This window comes from Pontiella agarivorans, from assembly GCF_034531395.1.
GTDB classification, from domain to species: domain Bacteria; phylum Verrucomicrobiota; class Kiritimatiellia; order Kiritimatiellales; family Pontiellaceae; genus Pontiella; species Pontiella agarivorans.
Genome location: NZ_JARVCO010000006.1, coordinates 109,015 through 125,391, shown reverse-complemented (window position 1 = coordinate 125,391; position 16,377 = coordinate 109,015). Strand labels below are relative to the sequence as shown.

Here is a 16,377-nt window from a genome sequence, read left to right as displayed (position 1 = left end):
TTTTCTTTATGGGAGCCTGTTTTGTTGTGACATAATCTAATCGTTCCGAGGGGGAATAATGAATAGGACAGCACTGTTTCTTGTTGCCGTGGCAACACCGATTTTAAGCGTTCAGGCGCAGATCACCAACAATCCCGGAGGGGTTGACCCGTTTGTTTTGAACGGGCTCAGTTTTTCAGGGAGTACGGGTGAGGTTGCGGCGGCGGTTTCGGGTATCAGTAGTTTTGAATCATCGAACAGTTCGTTTACGGGCGGTACGGGCGGGGTCCAAAGCGGATCTTCAAGCCAGGATGCTTCGGGAGCGGCGGGGATTTCCATCTCCGACGTAACTTTATCTGAGCTCGAAGCTGCGGTTATCGAAGGCGGGCAGGGGGGCACGGCAGAGGTGACCGTCGGTTCCGCCACCGTTAATGCAACGGCCGATGGCGGCAGCGGTATTTATTTCTCTCCGGCTTCAGCCGCCCAGAAGCTGAGCCTTGACGGTGGTTCCGTTTCGGGCGGTGCTGCAGGAACGGTGATCGGCGAGCCGGCCAATAAATTGTTTGCCAGTGGTGGTAATGCTATAAATATGGCATCCGGTGGTACGCTTGAACTGCAGAATGTTGAGCTTACAGGCGGCCAGGGAGGGAATGCGAATTCGACCGGAGGGTTCATTACAGCCCGTGGCGGTCGGGGTGTTTCCGTCTACGGTTCTTACACGTTGGATCCCATTGCTGACGGGGTTTCTATCACCGGTGGACAAGGCGGGGATGTTACCAACTTGTCGGAAGATCAGGGCGTTCAGGCCATGGGGGGCGATGCGATCTTTATCTCGTCCGGTTCGAGTCAGGCTTTCAGTTTTACAGGCGGTGCACTTACCGGCGGGGCCGGCGGGTACGCATCATTTAATAGTGACGAGGTAAGCGACCCGCTTTCTGAGGTTAACTATTTCGGGGAAGCCTATGGCGGTGCTGAATCATACAGCGGAGCACGCGGAGGTAATGCGTTCCGTTATTTTAATGACGAATATGTTCAGTATGGTGTTTCGGTCGATATTGATGCTGGTTCCTTTATTGGCGGTGCCGGCGGCGTCTCAACCAATTCAGGCACAGGGGATTCGGTTGCGGACGGCGGACACGGTATTTTCACCGATTTCGCGGACGTGAATATTTCCGGTGGAACCTTTCAGGGTGGAGCGGCCGGAACATCAAACGGCGAAGAAGCCGAAGCGGGCTATGGAGTTTATGTGCGCGACGGAAGCCTGACGATCTCCGGCGGAACCTTCAGTGGTAACGGGCTTTGGTTTGAATCCCATTATTATGACAGTACGGCAAACATCAGCACCGGTACATTCGGTGATGTTTCATTTATCTCTACCTACGACGAATTTTATACGACCGATCATACCACGACAGAAAATATCAGTGGCGGTTCCTTTGGTAACGTGTTCTTCGGCGGTTCTTCTATCCATGACGGTAATATTACCGGCGGAAGCTTTGCAGGCATAGAAGTCGGTGGGCAGGCCCAGAACGTGGTGGATATCGACGGGGCCAGCGTGGGAACGCTGAAGGGTTCCGGTTCCAATGCCGTGAGCGTAGTGAATGTTACGGGATCGACTGTGGATGCCCTTGAAATTGAAGGGGCATCGGACAATACGTTCACGTTGACGGGGGCCGGTCTGGATTCGATTCTGGTTCGCGAAGGGGATCTGAATACGATCAATATCAACGATAACGGCTCCGCCTTAAATAACGTTTCGATGTTCGGAGGAAAGGCGACATTAAATTTCAATACCGATCATATGATCAACAGTATCGCTGTCTCCAACGGAGTGCTCGACGTGGTCGGATCGGATCTTTCGATTGCATCCGGAAACACCTACCGTTTGATGACCGAGGGTGCGGTACTTAATGCCGAAGCTCTGACCGTTGATTCCGGTGAACTGGATGTTGGTTTCGGATCGCTGAATGTGACGTCCAATCTCACCGTAAAATCCGGCAGTGCGCTGTCGACTTCCATTGAAACGGATGGTGCCGGTGTCAAAGGCGGGATGATCAATGCCGGGTCGGCGATGTTTGAAGACGGGGTGGCCTGGACCGTGGTGAATGCGGATACGAATATGACCGCTGACCATCTGTCGGACGGCATCCTGCTGGCATCGGCCACGGAGTCGAACATTACGCATTCGCTGGAATATACGGATTTCACGATGGAGAATAATCCGGAGTGGCTGTTGGGGATCAATGGCGTAACGAATTATAACGATGGCTCCAGCTATGTGCTGAAAGCCACTTACGGTCAGCTTGCTCTGGATAAAATCTTTGAAGATTATCCGGATATGGCAGGGGCAATGACGGAGCTTGCTCCGATTGTTGCGGCGGATCCGGAGCTGGCGGCATATGTGGGCAGTGCCTGGAGCAGTCAGGAAGCGGCTGCGGCGGATATGACCGAGGGCTTTGCCCGTACGCCGGAAATGGCGAGTGCCTTGATGGGACTGCAGGGCATTTTTGCGGACCAGATCAAAGGACGCACCCGCGGAAATCTGCGGTATAAGCAGTTCGGCAGCAAAACCACGTATGCTCCGTCCGGACCGCGCGGTCCGCAGGACTGGTACGACAACACGGTACAGTGGACAAAGGATGTACTGCCTTCCTGGGATGCGCGGAAGGCCGCCCGTGAGGCATCGGATAATATGCCGGCGATGGAGTATGAAGGAGAACCTTCGGATGTGAGCAAAGCCTATAACTCCAGCACCACTGGAAAGTCCAGCGATTATGCTGAATTCAAGAAGGAGCTGAGAGCCGGCACCCCGGGTGATCTTGAACCGATCGAGGTTCCGGAAACCTGGCAGGTTTGGGGCGGGGCTTATGGTTCGGCCGTTAATCAGGAAAGCACTTCCGGCCATGAAGGCTATCAGGCAACGGTTGCCGGCGGTATGGTGGGTGTGGATAAGCGTTTTGAAAAAATGCTTGCCGGTCTTGCCGCCGGGTATGCCCGTACGATGCTGGATGGACGCGGAGGAAACGACGGGGATGCTGACACCCTCTATGCTTCGGCCTATTGGGCGCATAACAGTGAATCGCTGTATATCGATGCAAGTGTGACGTATGGTTTTAACGATGTTTCGACCGAAGGCGTGGATTCCATCGGCTATGAAGCGGACTACAATGCGCATACGCTGGGTATCGGTGTTGGGATTGGTTACGGCATTTCCTTTATGAAGGATAAATGGCTGCTGACCCCGGAAGCCTCTTATCTGGGTTCCCTGTACAGCCGCGAATCGTATACCGAGAAATCGAGCCTTGCCTCGCCGTTCCCGAATAAAGATTATGATTCCTATGACGAATGGTCGCATTTGACATCCATCGGGGCCACGCTTTCGATGATCGGAGTGATTGAAAGTTTCGATACCGAGCTGGAGTTCCAGCCGGAGTTCCGGGCGCACTGGCTGCATGAATTCAATGCAGACATGGATGATGACAGCTATGTGATGGTTGGCGGAACAGGCGATCCGATTGCGGTTGCGCTGCAGGCCCGCGAAGAAGATCTGGTTCGTCTGGGTACGGGAATCCGTTTCTCCGAGTGGGAAAATGATACCACCGAATTCAGTCTTGATCTCGATGGCGCATTCGGTGCGGATTACCACAATGTGATGGTGAGCGGCAAAATCCTGCATCGCTTCTAAGCGATACCGCTTATGCGGAATCAAAAGAGGCCTTTCTTCGGAAAGGTCTCTTTTTTTATGGTTCGGGTTTTAGACCGTTATTGCAGGGCGGGGGCTGAGACCCTGCTGACGCAAAGGACCCGGTTTCACCTGATCGCGGTCACGGATCGCGGCTACAGGCTTGGGTCCAGTCTTTTTTATGTAGAGCGGGGGCCGTGACCCCGCTGATGTGGAGGCCCGGTTCTGTCTGATCGCGATCACGGATCGCGGCTACAGGCTTTGTTCGGTCTTTTCGCGGATCTCGGCTACAGTCTTTGGGCCCGGTCTGTCTGTGATCGCGGCTATGCATCTGATGCGTCCGGATAAACGATCAGACGGACAGGTTATACCGCTTGCTAAAACGTCCAGGTCACCCTCTCCGCTAGAGGACTCGGAGAACAAAGAGTCTTTCCTCCGTGTTTCTCTGTGTCCTTCGTGGTGAACCTTCGGAGGTTCTGCACTACGAGGCTTATACCGAGAAGTAATCAAACAGGGGTATTATTCAGCGGTGAGCTGGGGGCTGAGGCGGGTTTTCCAGAGGCTGGAAATGCAGGCGGCGCGGGAAATTTCAAGGTTGATGTGCCCAAGGCCGTCCAGGCGCAATTGTGAGGCCACGGTGCGCAGGGCGGTTTCGGGGGTATTGCAGTCGGAACTGAGGTGGGCCAGAAAGACCTGTTCCAGCTCATCGGTGGCGCTTTCCGCGATCAGCCGTGCGGCATCGATGTTTGACAGATGGCCCTGCCGGCTGCGGATACGCTGCTTCAGCGGCCAGGGACGCGGTGCTTCGTGAAGGAGATCTTCATCGTGGTTGGCTTCGACGATGATGGCTCTGCATCCGCGCAGTTTGTCCCGGACCAGCGCCGTCGGCATGCCGAGGTCGGTTACGGACCCTACGGACACGCCATGCGCGGTGAGGCGGAAACCGACCGGTTCATAGGCATCGTGCGGAACCGAGAAGGGTTCGACGGTGATGTCGCCGATGCAGAAGGGGGCGCCGGTTTGAAAAATTTTTACAGCAATTTCATCGGATTTGGGTTGGCGCCGGATGCCGTTCAGTGTCCCGGCATTGGCATAGATTGGAATGCCGTGGCGTTTTTGCAGTACCCGGATTCCGCCGATATGGTCTCCGTGTTCGTGGGAGATACAGATGCCGTTAATGCTTTCCGGAACGACCCCGATTTGATCGAGACGCAGGGCGACCTGTTTTGCACTGAGGCCGGCATCGATGAGTACGCGGGTTTTTTCCGAGGCGATATAAATACAATTGCCAGAACTTCCGCTGGCGAGAACGCAGACTTCCAAACTCATGAGGTGATTACTCCAACTGTTCGCCGCATGATAGCGAAGACGGCGCGCGAGACAAAATGATTCGGCGATTAATCGCGCAGGAAGGATTTATGGTTAGAGCTGATTGCTCTGCAACCTGCAGTTGTCCGTTTGCAGCGTTCAGTCTGTTGTTACGGTCTGTAATTTCCCTCTAACATGGCTTGAGATATGCGTGTTAACCGGTACATTTCAATACATGGCACATCCCGGATTAGTTTTAAGTCAGGAAATGAAGATGCAGCAGGTACTTGCTCCGCATCTTTTCCAGTCATTGGAAATCCTGCAAATGCCGCTCATGGATCTTCAGCAGATGATCAAACAGGAGCTTTCTGAAAACCCGACCCTGGAGGCGACTGCGGAACAGGCAGATGCCCAGATTGAGATCGAGCAGGGGACGAAGGATGTCGACAGCGAACAGTTTGATAATGAATTCGAAAAGCTGGCGGCATTGGGTGAGGAATTTGATAATTATCAGGACCGGGGGCCGGTTTCGGGCGGAACCGATGCCGAGGAAAAATATCAATATATGATGGATTCGCTGTCTGAATCCTCTTCGTTGCATGACACCCTGCTGGATCAGCTTTCGCTTTCGAGTCTGAATGAATACGAGCGGAAGATTGCAGAGATCGTGATCGGCAATATTGATGATGACGGCTATCTGCAGCTGGATGTTGAAGATCTGCTGGCGCTGCCGAATTTCCCGGAAGAAACGCTGACTAAAATTCTCGATACGATTCATGATTTTGAACCGGCGGGGGTCGGGGCGCGTGATCTGCGTGAGTGTCTGATGCTGCAGCTGAAGCGGCAGGGGCGGGAGAAGACTCAGGAGTTTCAGGTGGTTGAGCATCATCTGGATCTGGTGGGGCGTCATAAATATGAGGATATCGCCCGTGCTATGGGCCTGACCGTTGACCGGGTGAAAGAACTGGCGGTGCTGATCGGCAAGCTGGACCCGAAACCGGGGCGCAACTTTTCCGAAGAGCGGATTGAATATGTGACGCCGGAAATCATCGTCGAAAAGAAAGACGGTGAATATGTCATTACGCAGAACAAAAAGCCGTATCCCAACCTTTTTATCAGCCAGAAATACCTTTCAATGCTGAAGGATCCGAATACCTCGAAAGAGGTGAAAACGTATATTCGTGAAAAAATTGCAAAATCTAAACAGTTTATTCAGAGCATTGATCAGCGTATGGACACGATCTATCGCATTGCGGTGGAAATTGTCCGTATTCAGCGCGACTATTTTGACCACGGCGTTTCGCGCCTGAAGCCGTTGAATATGAAAACGGTGGCGGAACTGCTGGAGGTGCATGAAACGACCATCAGCCGTGCGACGGCAGGTAAATATATGCAGACCCCGCGGGGGCTCCTGAGTATGAAGTATTTCTTCAAGCCCGGTGTAATGACTGCCAGCGGAGAATCCATTTCCAATGAAAGTGTGAAGGCTGCGCTGGCCGATATTGTCCGCGATGAGGATAAGAAAAAGCCTTATTCCGATGCCAAGCTGGTGAAACTGCTGGAAGAGCAGGGGATTAAAATTGCCCGCCGTACGGTGGCGAAATACCGTGATCAGCTCCGTATCCTGCCTTCGCACCTGCGCAAAGTGCATTAATTGCGACGCGAGGAGTACCGGCAGATGAACGGTGTTTGTCAGTCGGCGTTCGGTGCACAGAGAAAAGGCGGAAAGGATTTCAATCCTTTCCGCCTTATTGTTTCCGGTAATGATTAAGCGATGACTGCTACCCTGTTTGATTGCTTCTCGGTATAAGCCTCCGGAGTGCATCCGCCGAAGTTTCACCACGAAGGACTCAGAGGAACGACTCTGTGTTCTCTGAGTCCTCTAGCTGAAAATATACCCGGATGTTTTAGCCCATGGTATGAGGCTATGCTTCTTTGTGTTTCTTCCGGTAATTGTATGCGGAGGTCTGGGCAATCATCAGCACGTTGCTTGTGGTCCAGTAGAGCGTGAGGCCGGAAGGCATGCCGTAGAAGAGGAACAGCATCATGATCGGCATCATGTACATCATCATTTTCTGCTGTTGCTGCTGTTCCGGAGTCGCTGCTGCATTGGGGGTGGAAAGTTTCTGCTGGAAGATCATGGAGACCGACATCAGGACCGGAAGAATATTCAGGGAGCCGATAATCGGAATGCTGCCGGCAAACAGGTTTTCCGGTTGGCTGAGGTCGGCGATCCAGAGGAAGCCGGCGAAGCGGAGTTCAATGGCATTGCGCAGCACTGTGTAAAGGGCGAAGAAGACCGGCATCTGCAGAAGCATCGGCAGGCAGCCGCCCATCATGGCCATGGGGTTGAAGCCGTGCTCCTGATACACCTTCATGGTTTCCTGCTGAATGCGCTGGGCCTGGCCTTTGTATTTTTCCTGAATGGCCTTAATCTTCGGTTGGACGACCTGCATCTTTTCCGAATTTTCGCGCATTTTCTGAGTGCTTCTGTGGGTGAGCGGCCAGAAGAGAATACGCATCAGCAGGGTCAACAGGATGATGGCCAGTCCGTAATTTCGTACCACGGCATAAAAGAGGTTCAGTGCTGCGAGCAGGAACTGGCGAGCCGGTTCCATGATCCAGTTCATGAAGCCCCAGAAGCCGGTGGTCTGGAATTCCATGACTTTCTCAAATTTATGGCCGGCCTTTTTGAGGATCGAAAAGTTTTTCGGGCCGATGTAACAGGTGTAATTCAGATTCAGCGTATCGCCGGCACCGAGTGCAACGGGCTGGAAATCGAGAGAGGTGGCAATGCTGTCGGGGACGACACCTTTCTGAGTGGTGTCCCGACGGGCCAGGATTGACATCGTGGCCACCGGCTCGTCCGGGCTGATGATCTGGACGAAAAATTTATTTTTTGCGGAAACCCAGTCGACCTTTTCGTGCACCATCCCCTCAGGAACCACATCAATAAATTCCGGTTTGTCGGCTTTTTTAAAGATTTTCTGGACGGTGGTTCCGCTGAAGCCTTTGACTTTTCCGTAATAGCGGACGCCTTCGTTCTGAGAGAAGGAATCGGCCCCGATGATACTGAGGCCCTTCATCGATTTTGTATCGTCCGGATTTTTCATGTTTCCGGTGAGCAGGCGCAGGGCGGGAATATTCCAGGGATTGGATGTTTTATTGATGAACTGATCCTGCACGGTCAGCAGATAGTTATCGCCAATGGTAATGGTTCGGCGGAATTCGGAGCCGGTGTTCCAGACCTTGGAAAAGATCACGGACTTTCCGTCGTCGGATTTGGTGATATTGAGAGAATCATCGGCTCCCATACCGCTTAGACCGGTGTAGGCCAGGGCGGCACGATCGGAAAAGTCGAGTGTGACGGGGGCACTGTTTTCTTTATTTTCTTCCGGGTAGTTGACGAGCGTTACCTGTTTGATTCCGCCGCCGATGGAGCTGAGCTCGAGTTTCAGCTGTTCGTTTTCCAGGGTTTCGAGGGTTTCCTCAACCGGCACGGTGGTGTTGGTTTCCGCAGGTTTTACTGCTTCCGGCTGCTCGGCCGGTGCGGCGGCGGTGAGTTCTGCGGGCGTTCCGGTGGTGAGCGGTTCCGCCGGCTGTTCCGCAGGAACGGGTTGCGGGGCCGGGAATTTCGGGGCAATGAAGGTGCGGTCGATGAGCATCCACAGCGGGATGAGCAGGGCCAGTACAATGACAGGTATCAGATCTTTTTTATTCATTAATTTCTCTCTGGATGGTTGGAAAATCGGATTTCCGGAGGGTTAAGTGGGGCTTAATCATCCGCGAATCCCATCATCCCTTGTTTTTATATTTTTTTGGGGTACAGGATCAATGCCGCCCGAATGCAATGGATGGCATTTGCAGATTCTTTTCACCCCGAGCCAAAGACCATGGACCATACCATGTTGCCGAAGCGCTTCAATGCAATAGTGCGAGCACGTCGGCTGGAACCGGCAGTGCGGTCCAAGCCAGGGGCTGATCAGCAACTGATAGCCGCGAATCAGCAGCATTGCGCATCGGGCCGGCAGCTGAGTGAGTCTGTCGAACCGGTGGCGGTGGGGTTTATTATTGCCGTCGGTCCGGCTGCGCTCAGTGGAGTTTCCATCCATTGGACGCCTCCAGTTCGGTCCGGGCGCGTTCCGCATTCCCGGGGGAGATCAGTCCGGCCTTCTGTATCAGGTTCAGCATTTCGCTGATTACGGTGTTCCAGTCGGCGGAAAGGATGGCGCGGCGGGCCACAAAAACAACGTCGGCCTGTCCGGAGCAGTACGGGCGCAGGTGCCGCCATGCTTCGCGCATGCGGCGTCGGGCAAAATTGCGCCGGTTGGCGCGCAGGTGCACTTTTTTACTGGATACCGTACCGATTCGGAAATCGGCATCGTCGGCCTCGCGCAGCCAGAGCACCATAAAGCGCCCAACCCGTTTCTTTTTTCCGGAAAAGGTTTCCGCAAAAAGTGATGAACGAGTGAGGCGCTTCGACTTGTTCAAAGAACGATCAAGCCCGCTGTTCGGCGGGCTTGAGTCGATAGAACCATCCGACTCCCTATGGAAGGGGTCCGGCATATTCCAGTTCCGGTTAAACGGCGGTGAGGCGCTTGCGGCCTTTCTGGCGGCGGCGCTTCAGGATCGCGCGTCCATCTGCAGTGGACATCCGTTTGCGGAAGCCGCACTTACGGGCGCGCTTGATTTTAGATGGGTTGTATGTACGTTTCATCGCTCTAAATTCCTTTTTGTTCTGAAAAGCAGGGTAAACTACCAACAATTCTACGGTTGTCAAACTCTAACGGGAATGAAAAGCAGTGGCAGTGTCGTGATGGCTCTTTCGGGTTGGCCCCGGCCGGAGCATTGCTCTGGCGTATCACCGGTCAGACGGCACGGTTTATTTCCCGTTGCAATGGACCGTAATCTATTCCATCCTGCGCGGACTATGAAAAAAGAAATCAATTTAAGCGGGGGCATCGATCTCGATGCTGTGGTTGAAACATCGGGAAAACGGATTGACGGGCGCGCGGCCGACGAGCTGCGCAGCGTGAAATTCACGAAGGATTATATTACATCGGCCAAGGGATCGGTGTTGATTGAAATGGGGAATACCCGGGTGATCTGCACGGCGAGTGTCGATGAAAATGTGCCGGGCTGGATGCGTTATCAGAAAGTTCCGGGGGGCTGGGTGACGGCGGAGTACAGTATGCTTCCGGGGGCCACGCAGGATCGGACACAGCGGGAAGCGACCAAGGGAAAAATCGGCGGACGCACCATGGAGATTCAGCGTTTGATCGGTCGTTCGCTGCGGGCGGTGGTGAATCTGAAAAAGCTGGGCCGCCGGCAGATTTATCTCGATTGTGATGTGATTCAGGCCGACGGCGGAACGCGCACGGCGTCCATTACCGGAGCATACGTTGCGCTCAAACTGGCGATTCAGCGGCTGATGAAAGACGGCCTGCTGAAAGAGGACCCGGTTTCGGAAGGGCTGGCAGCCATCAGTTGCGGCATCCACAAGGAACAGCCGATTCTGGATTTGTGCTATCTGGAAGATTCCGCCGCCGAGGTGGATGCCAACTTTGTGATGACCGAATCGGGGAAGATTATTGAAATTCAGGGGACGGCCGAGGAGGCACCGTTCAGTAAAGATGAACTGCTGCAGATGATGACGCTCGCGGAAAAAGGGATTGCCGAATTGACCGCCCTGCAGAAAGAGGTGCTGAACTGATTTCCAATCTCTGGAATTTACAGTTCCCTGCCGAATAGGGTACGAATGGTACAACATTAAGTAATGAGGTGACTGACACATGAAGATTTTGATCGCTTATTCCAGCCGAACCGGTAACACGCGCAAAGTGGCCGAGGCCCTGCATCTGGAACTCCCGGGGGCGGATCTGTGCCCGATCAGCAGTGCGCCGAACCCCGAAAAATACGACGTGGTTTTCGCCGGGTTCTGGGTGGAGGCGGAAAATGCAAATGATGCTATGAAGGACTACCTGAAACAGCTCGGCGGGATTCCTGTTGCCTTGTTTGCCACGCTGGGAGCTTATCCCGATTCGCAGCATGCGGCCAATTGTCTGAAGGCGGCAGCTGCGCAGATTCCGAATGGCAATGTGGTGGATCGGTTCATTTGTCAGGGGCGGATTGATCCGATGATGATTGAGTGGATGGAGCAGCTGCCGGCGGGCGATGAAAATGCACCGACGGATTCGCGCCGTCAGCTCTGGGAAGATGCTGAAGGACATCCGGATGATCAGGATCTGGAAAATGCCGTGGCCTGGGCGAAAGCCGTGCTTGAAAAAATGAAAGCCAAGGCCTGATTTTTTCGGATACCGGAAAACAGAAAGGCGCGCCCTGTCGGGGGTCGCGCCTTCTCTTTTTCCCGTTTTCGGGAATTACCACATGTTCACAATGACGGCGGTGGCGAACTCGGAACAGGTCAGCCATTTGGCGTCGTGCATCATGCGGGCGAAATCGCCGGTGACGGTTTTGCGGCGAATGGCCCCGTCGACGCCTTCGAGCACCAGGTCAGCGGCTTCGGTCCAGCCCATGTAGCGCAGCATCATTTCAGCGGAAAGGATGAGCGAGCAGGGGTTGACCATATCTTTTCCGGCAATATCGGGGGCGGTGCCGTGAGTGGCTTCAAAAACGGCTTTTCCTTCCAGATAATTGATGTTGGCGCCGGGGGAAATGCCGATGCCGCCGACGCAGGCCGCCAGTGCGTCGGAGCAGTAGTCGCCGTTGAGGTTGAGGGTGGCGATGACATCGTAGTCCTGCGGTTTGAGCAGAATATTCTGCAGGAAGGCATCGCAGATGCAGTCCTTGATTTCGATTTCAAAACCGGTATCCGGATTCTTCAGTTTGTAGACGTTGGTTTTTTTATCAAACTCCGCGCCGTATTCTTTTTCGGCAAGCTCGTAGCCCCATTTGAGGAAAGCGCCTTCGGTAAATTTCATGATGTTGCCCTTGTGGACAATCGTCACGGATTTGCGGTTGTTGTCGATGGCGTAGTCGATGGCGGCTTTGATCAAACGGGTGGAGCCGTCGCGTGAGACCGGTTTGACGCCGATGCCGGAGGATTCCGGAAAACGAATGTTTTTCACGCCCATTTCGGTCTGCAGGAAATCGATGACTTTTTTAACGTCGTCGGTGCCTTCCTGCCATTCAATGCCGGCATAGATGTCTTCTGAATTTTCGCGAAAAACGACCATATCGACTTTGTCGGGGGCGTATATCGGGGAGGGAACGCCGTGGAACCAGGTGACCGGGCGCTGGCAGACATAAAGATCCAGTTCCTGACGCAGGGCTACATTCAGGCTGCGGCGGCCGCCGCCGACCGGGGTGGTGAGCGGGCCTTTGATGGCGACGCGGAATTCATTGATTGCCGCCAGCGTTTCGTCGGGAAGCCAGGTGTCTTCGCCGTAGATTGCATTGGCTTTTTCGCCGGCAAAAACTTCCATCCATTCGATTTTGCGCTCGTTGCTGTAGGTTTTTTCAACCGCGGTATCGATGACTTTGATCATGGCGGCGGTGATTTCCGGTCCGACGCCGTCGCCTTCAATAAAAGGAATGATGGGGTTGGCCGGAACAGAAAGGTGGCCGTCCGCTCCCAGGCTGATTTTTTCGCCGCGGTCCGGAGTTTCGATCTTGTTGTAGTTCATTTGAAAATCCTCAATTTTGTATGAAGTGAATGGAGTTGGAATAAATATGATCGCTTTATGGTTGTAAATGCATTTCGTTGCGTGGTTTTCGGTGGACCGATGCCGGGCGGGTTGAAATCGGAATCCTCATTCATGGGTGTTTTCCAGCCACTGGAACATGACCAGGGCGTCCACATAACCGTGAGCGGGGTGATTGAAGGCGCGGGGCAGGCGGCCGACGATTTCGAAGCCGAGTTTTTGCCAGAGGCGTACGGCCCCTTTGTTGGTGGAGGCAACGAAATTAAACTGCATGGCTTTGTAGCCGAATTCCAGTGCTGTTTTTTTTGAGTGCCGGCACATGGCGGTGGCAACCCCTTTGCCGCGTGCGTCGGGTGAAGTCATATATCCGCAGTTGCAGATGTGTGCGCCGGGGCCGGGCTGGTTGGTTTTCAGGTAGTAGGTGCCGAGGAGGGTTCCGTTTTCTTCAGCGACCCAGGTTTGACGCGGCCGTTCCATCCAGAGTCTGTATGCAGTGTCCCGGTCGATGTCCCGGGGATAGGCATAGGTTTCGCCGGCTGCGGCGATGGTGTGGAAAACGGGCCAGATGGCATCAAAGTCTGCAGGTGTGGCTGTTCTGATGTTCAGGTTCATAACTACCGCATCCGGTAAATCAGGGCGCTTCCGATGAAAAAGAAGGCGATGATGGCGGACCAGGCGCCGACCCAGGGTTTGATATACAGCTGTTTGGCGAGGTATTCCATGGTGAACTGGGTGGCATAAAAGGCGAAAAAGAGGCCGATGGCCATCATAATGCCGGAAAGCGCGCCTTTGCGTCCGGTGTGGGCCCCGACGGGAATGCCGATGAGTACGGCAATGATGCAGATGAAGGGCATGGTCAGTTTGTGGTGCAGATCGACGAGGTCGCTCCGGATTTCCCGCAACGAGAGATGCCGATGGGTTTTGATGTATTCATAGAGCTCGAGCGATGACTGGTGGGCAGGATCTTTGGCCTCGCGCATGAATTCTTCGGGTCGTTCTTTAAGGTAGCGCATTTCCAGGGTCTGGAAGGTTTCGGGCCGCCCGAGCCGGGTGTTATTTTCATCGAAACGCTGTATTTCGCCGTCTTCGAACCACCAGCGGCGGTCGAGCCAGTGGCCTTTACGGGCGGTGATTTTTTCGCGGTCGGACCCATCTTTGCGCCGGATTCGCAGGGTGATGCCCTTCATGGTGTAGGAGCGGGTGTCGAACCCGACGATATGCCATTCGTGGCCGAGCGTCGGATTTTTGTAGGCAATATTTTCAAAGTATATGTCGTCGCTGGCTTTGGTTTTACTTTCCAGTAACTGGTGTGCGCGGTAGGCATAGCGGGGGCCGGTATATTCATTGACCACAGCGGTGAACAGAAAGCAGAAGAATCCCATCAGCAGGTAGGGGCGGACAATGCGGTAGATACTGACCCCGCTGGCGCGCATGGCCACAATTTCGCTGTGGCGGGTCATTTGTGAAAGGCTGTATAGGGTGGCCAGCAGCAGGCAGATCGGAACAATGAAAATGACCATCGAGGGCAGCTGAAGGCTGTAGTAATGGAGCATGATTCTGCTGACGTCCCAGAACCCGGCTCCGCCTTCCCCGGTGGTGGTCAGGATTTTATTGAAATCCTTCATGGTGTCCATGAGATCGCCGATGATGAAGAGCAACGCAAATGCAATCAGCAGATAGATCAGCGGCTGGAACAGGTTCATGAATAAGTGTCGGGCGAGAATTTTCATAATAACAGTGCACAGAACGTAGCGGATCAAACGGCCTTATCGCAAGCGTTGAAAAGCACCGGTCGGACGTGTAGTCTTTCTTTCTTTAACAGGAGTTCAATCCCATGCTTTTTTCAGGATTCAGCGAACAGATCCGTGCACATGATCCGGCGACCATTGTAATTTTCGGGGCGTCCGGCGATCTGACCCATCGAAAATTAATTCCAGCACTCTTTGTGGCCTATATGCAGGATCTGCTGCCGGAGCCGTTTAGAATTGTCGGTTTTGCGCGGCGGGACTATGACGATGAGATCTTTCGCGATATGATGGAGGATTCCATACGCAATTTCACCCGGCTCCCGGCCGCGGAAGAAACGATACGCCGTTTTGTAGAGCACCTGTATTATCACAAAGGGGATCTCTCCAGTCCGGATTCGTATGCGGCGCTGAAGGATCGGCTGGCCGGGGCGGCCTATCCTGAAAATCATCTGTTCTACCTCTCGATTATTCCGGATCTGTTTCATACCACCGTACATAACCTGCAGAAAGCCGGCATGATCCGCGATCCCGAAGAGGAGCATTGGACCCGCGTGGTGATTGAAAAACCGTTTGGAAAGGATCTCGAATCGGCGATTGCGCTGAATAAAGAGCTGCTGGAACATCTGGATGAAACGCAGATTTACCGTATCGATCACTATCTCGGGAAAGAAACAGTGCAGAATATTCTGTCGTTTCGGTTTGCCAATGCCATCTTCGAGCCGGTGTTCAACCGTTCGTATGTTGACCATATCCAGATCACGGCTTCGGAGACGGTCGGTATGGAAAAAGGGCGCGGCGGCTATTACGATGAATACGGTGCGCTGCGCGATATGGTGACCAATCATCTGCTGCAGCTGCTCTGCCTGGTGACCATGGAAGCGCCGGGCGATCTTTCTGCAGAGTCGATCCGGAACGAGAAGGTGAAGCTGCTGAATGCCACCAAACTGGATATTCGGGAGGATATCACCGATGCCGTCTGCCGCGGGCAGTATGCGGAGGGGGTAGATTCGGACGGAAATAAAATTAAGGGGTATCTGCAGGAGGATCGGATTGATCCGCAGTCGGACACGGATTCATTCGCGGCCCTGCGGCTGAGTATCAATAACTGGCGCTGGGCCGGGGTTCCGATTCTGCTGCGAACCGGAAAACGCATGGCCAGAAAAACCACGGAGATTGCGGTGCAGTTCAAAGTTCCACCGCTCCAGCTTTTCCAGCAGGTGGAATGCGAAGACGATGTTTGCGATATTACGCGCATAAAACCCAATACCCTGATTTTCCGCATTCAGCCCGATGAAGGCATTTTCCTCAAAGTCGGCACCAAGCGTCCCGGTATGCGATTTGTGGTGGAGGATGTCGATATGGATTTCTCCTATTCCGGAAAATGGAATCAGTCGCTGCCTGAAGCTTATGAACGTCTGCTGCTGGATACGCTGCACGGCGACTCCACGCTGTTCACCCGGTCCGACGAAGTGGCTGCGGAGTGGCGCGTGGTTCAGCCGATTCTCGATAATCTGGAGCTGCTTAAACCGTTTGCGTATCCGCCCGGTGAGTGGGGCGTGAAGGAATCGGACGAACTGTTTCTGGGGGTTGAAGGTTTTTGGCGGAACGGTCGGATGGAAAAAGTGTCGGGCTCAAATGTCGCTCTGGATAGTGCGAACCTTTAAAATGAATGGCGATATTCCGGCTCTTATGGTGTATGTCACGGCGGCGGATACCGCCGAGGCAAAGCGGATTGCCCGTATGGCGGTGCAGGAGCGACTGGCGGCCTGCGCCAACATTCTCGGTGGCATTCAGTCCGTCTATCAATGGAAGGGCGAGCTCTGTGAAGATGATGAAGTTGCACTCATTCTCAAAACATCGGGTGATCGTAAAAACGAACTTATTTCCCGGATTCGCGAAATTCATTCGTATGAAACGCCCTGTATTGTCTGCCTGCCCGTTACTGACGGAAATCCCGCTTTTCTGAACTGGATTCAGTCGGAAACCGAGATATAGC

General features: G+C 53.8%; 14 protein-coding genes. 6 read left to right on the top strand and 8 right to left on the bottom strand.

The window, feature by feature from the left end; genetic code table 11:
* The first annotated feature begins 58 nt into the window (after positions 1-58).
* Positions 59-3,664 (top strand): autotransporter outer membrane beta-barrel domain-containing protein, encoded by a 3,606-nt coding sequence (locus P9H32_RS04700; RefSeq protein ID WP_322607719.1) that lies wholly within the window; start codon positions 59-61, stop codon positions 3,662-3,664.
* 516 nt (positions 3,665-4,180) lie between these two features.
* Here P9H32_RS04700 and P9H32_RS04695 read toward each other — a convergent pair.
* Positions 4,181-4,990: an MBL fold metallo-hydrolase gene (locus tag P9H32_RS04695; RefSeq protein WP_322607718.1), complete on the bottom strand. Its 810-nt coding sequence runs from the start codon at positions 4,988-4,990 to the stop codon at positions 4,181-4,183.
* Between the two features lie 214 nt (positions 4,991-5,204).
* Here P9H32_RS04695 and rpoN point away from each other — a divergent pair, with 214 nt between their 5' ends.
* Positions 5,205-6,623, top strand: coding sequence for an RNA polymerase factor sigma-54 (rpoN, locus tag P9H32_RS04690; protein WP_322607717.1), 1,419 nt, complete (start codon positions 5,205-5,207; stop codon positions 6,621-6,623).
* A gap of 271 nt (positions 6,624-6,894) precedes the next feature.
* Here rpoN and yidC read toward each other — a convergent pair whose 3' ends face one another.
* From yidC to rpmH, 4 genes are all read right to left on the bottom strand, one after another.
* Entirely contained in the window at positions 6,895-8,691 is a 1,797-nt protein-coding gene (yidC, locus tag P9H32_RS04685) for a membrane protein insertase YidC (protein ID WP_322607716.1), read from the bottom strand.
* A gap of 57 nt (positions 8,692-8,748) precedes the next feature.
* The gene (gene yidD, locus P9H32_RS04680) at positions 8,749-8,982 is read right to left on the bottom strand and encodes a membrane protein insertion efficiency factor YidD (protein ID WP_322607754.1); all 234 of its coding nucleotides are present in this window, start codon (positions 8,980-8,982) and stop codon (positions 8,749-8,751) included.
* Positions 8,983-9,061: 79 nt separating this feature from the next.
* Positions 9,062-9,535 carry a ribonuclease P protein component gene (rnpA, locus tag P9H32_RS04675; RefSeq protein ID WP_322607715.1) on the bottom strand — a complete coding sequence of 158 codons (474 nt, stop codon included), beginning with the start codon at positions 9,533-9,535 and terminating at the stop codon, positions 9,062-9,064.
* Positions 9,536-9,548: 13 nt separating this feature from the next.
* On the bottom strand, positions 9,549-9,686 hold the full coding sequence (gene rpmH / locus P9H32_RS04670) for a 50S ribosomal protein L34 (protein ID WP_130594080.1): 138 nt from the start codon (positions 9,684-9,686) through the stop codon (positions 9,549-9,551).
* A gap of 213 nt (positions 9,687-9,899) precedes the next feature.
* On the opposite strand from rpmH, the gene rph reads away from it, so the two are divergent.
* On the top strand, positions 9,900-10,682 hold the full coding sequence (gene rph, locus P9H32_RS04665) for a ribonuclease PH (protein WP_322607714.1): 783 nt from the start codon (positions 9,900-9,902) through the stop codon (positions 10,680-10,682).
* 79 nt (positions 10,683-10,761) lie between these two features.
* Positions 10,762-11,274, top strand: a complete 513-nt coding sequence (locus P9H32_RS04660) for a flavodoxin family protein (RefSeq protein ID WP_322607713.1) — start codon at positions 10,762-10,764, stop codon at positions 11,272-11,274.
* 75 nt (positions 11,275-11,349) lie between these two features.
* Here the strand turns inward: P9H32_RS04660 and icd are convergent, their stop codons facing one another.
* The 3 genes from icd to P9H32_RS04645 all read right to left on the bottom strand — a co-directional run bounded on the left by icd (position 11,350) and on the right by P9H32_RS04645 (position 14,363).
* Positions 11,350-12,615: an NADP-dependent isocitrate dehydrogenase gene (icd, locus tag P9H32_RS04655; RefSeq protein WP_322607712.1), complete on the bottom strand. Its 1,266-nt coding sequence runs from the start codon at positions 12,613-12,615 to the stop codon at positions 11,350-11,352.
* Between the two features lie 126 nt (positions 12,616-12,741).
* Complete coding sequence (locus P9H32_RS04650) at positions 12,742-13,239, bottom strand: GNAT family N-acetyltransferase (protein ID WP_348534458.1); 498 nt, start codon at positions 13,237-13,239, stop codon at positions 12,742-12,744.
* An 8-nt stretch (positions 13,240-13,247) separates the two neighbouring features.
* A complete protein-coding gene (locus tag P9H32_RS04645) occupies positions 13,248-14,363 on the bottom strand; it encodes an LptF/LptG family permease (RefSeq protein WP_322607710.1) in 1,116 nt (371 codons plus the stop codon).
* Positions 14,364-14,467: 104 nt separating this feature from the next.
* Here P9H32_RS04645 and zwf point away from each other — a divergent pair, with 104 nt between their 5' ends.
* Together zwf and cutA are read left to right on the top strand one after the other, a co-directional pair.
* Positions 14,468-16,045 (top strand): glucose-6-phosphate dehydrogenase, encoded by a 1,578-nt coding sequence (zwf, locus tag P9H32_RS04640; protein ID WP_322607709.1) that lies wholly within the window; start codon positions 14,468-14,470, stop codon positions 16,043-16,045.
* Positions 16,032-16,376, top strand: a complete 345-nt coding sequence (gene cutA, locus P9H32_RS04635) for a divalent-cation tolerance protein CutA (RefSeq protein ID WP_322607708.1) — start codon at positions 16,032-16,034, stop codon at positions 16,374-16,376. Before zwf ends, cutA begins: the two co-directional genes overlap by 14 nt.
* The last annotated feature ends 1 nt before the right edge of the window (position 16,377 follow it).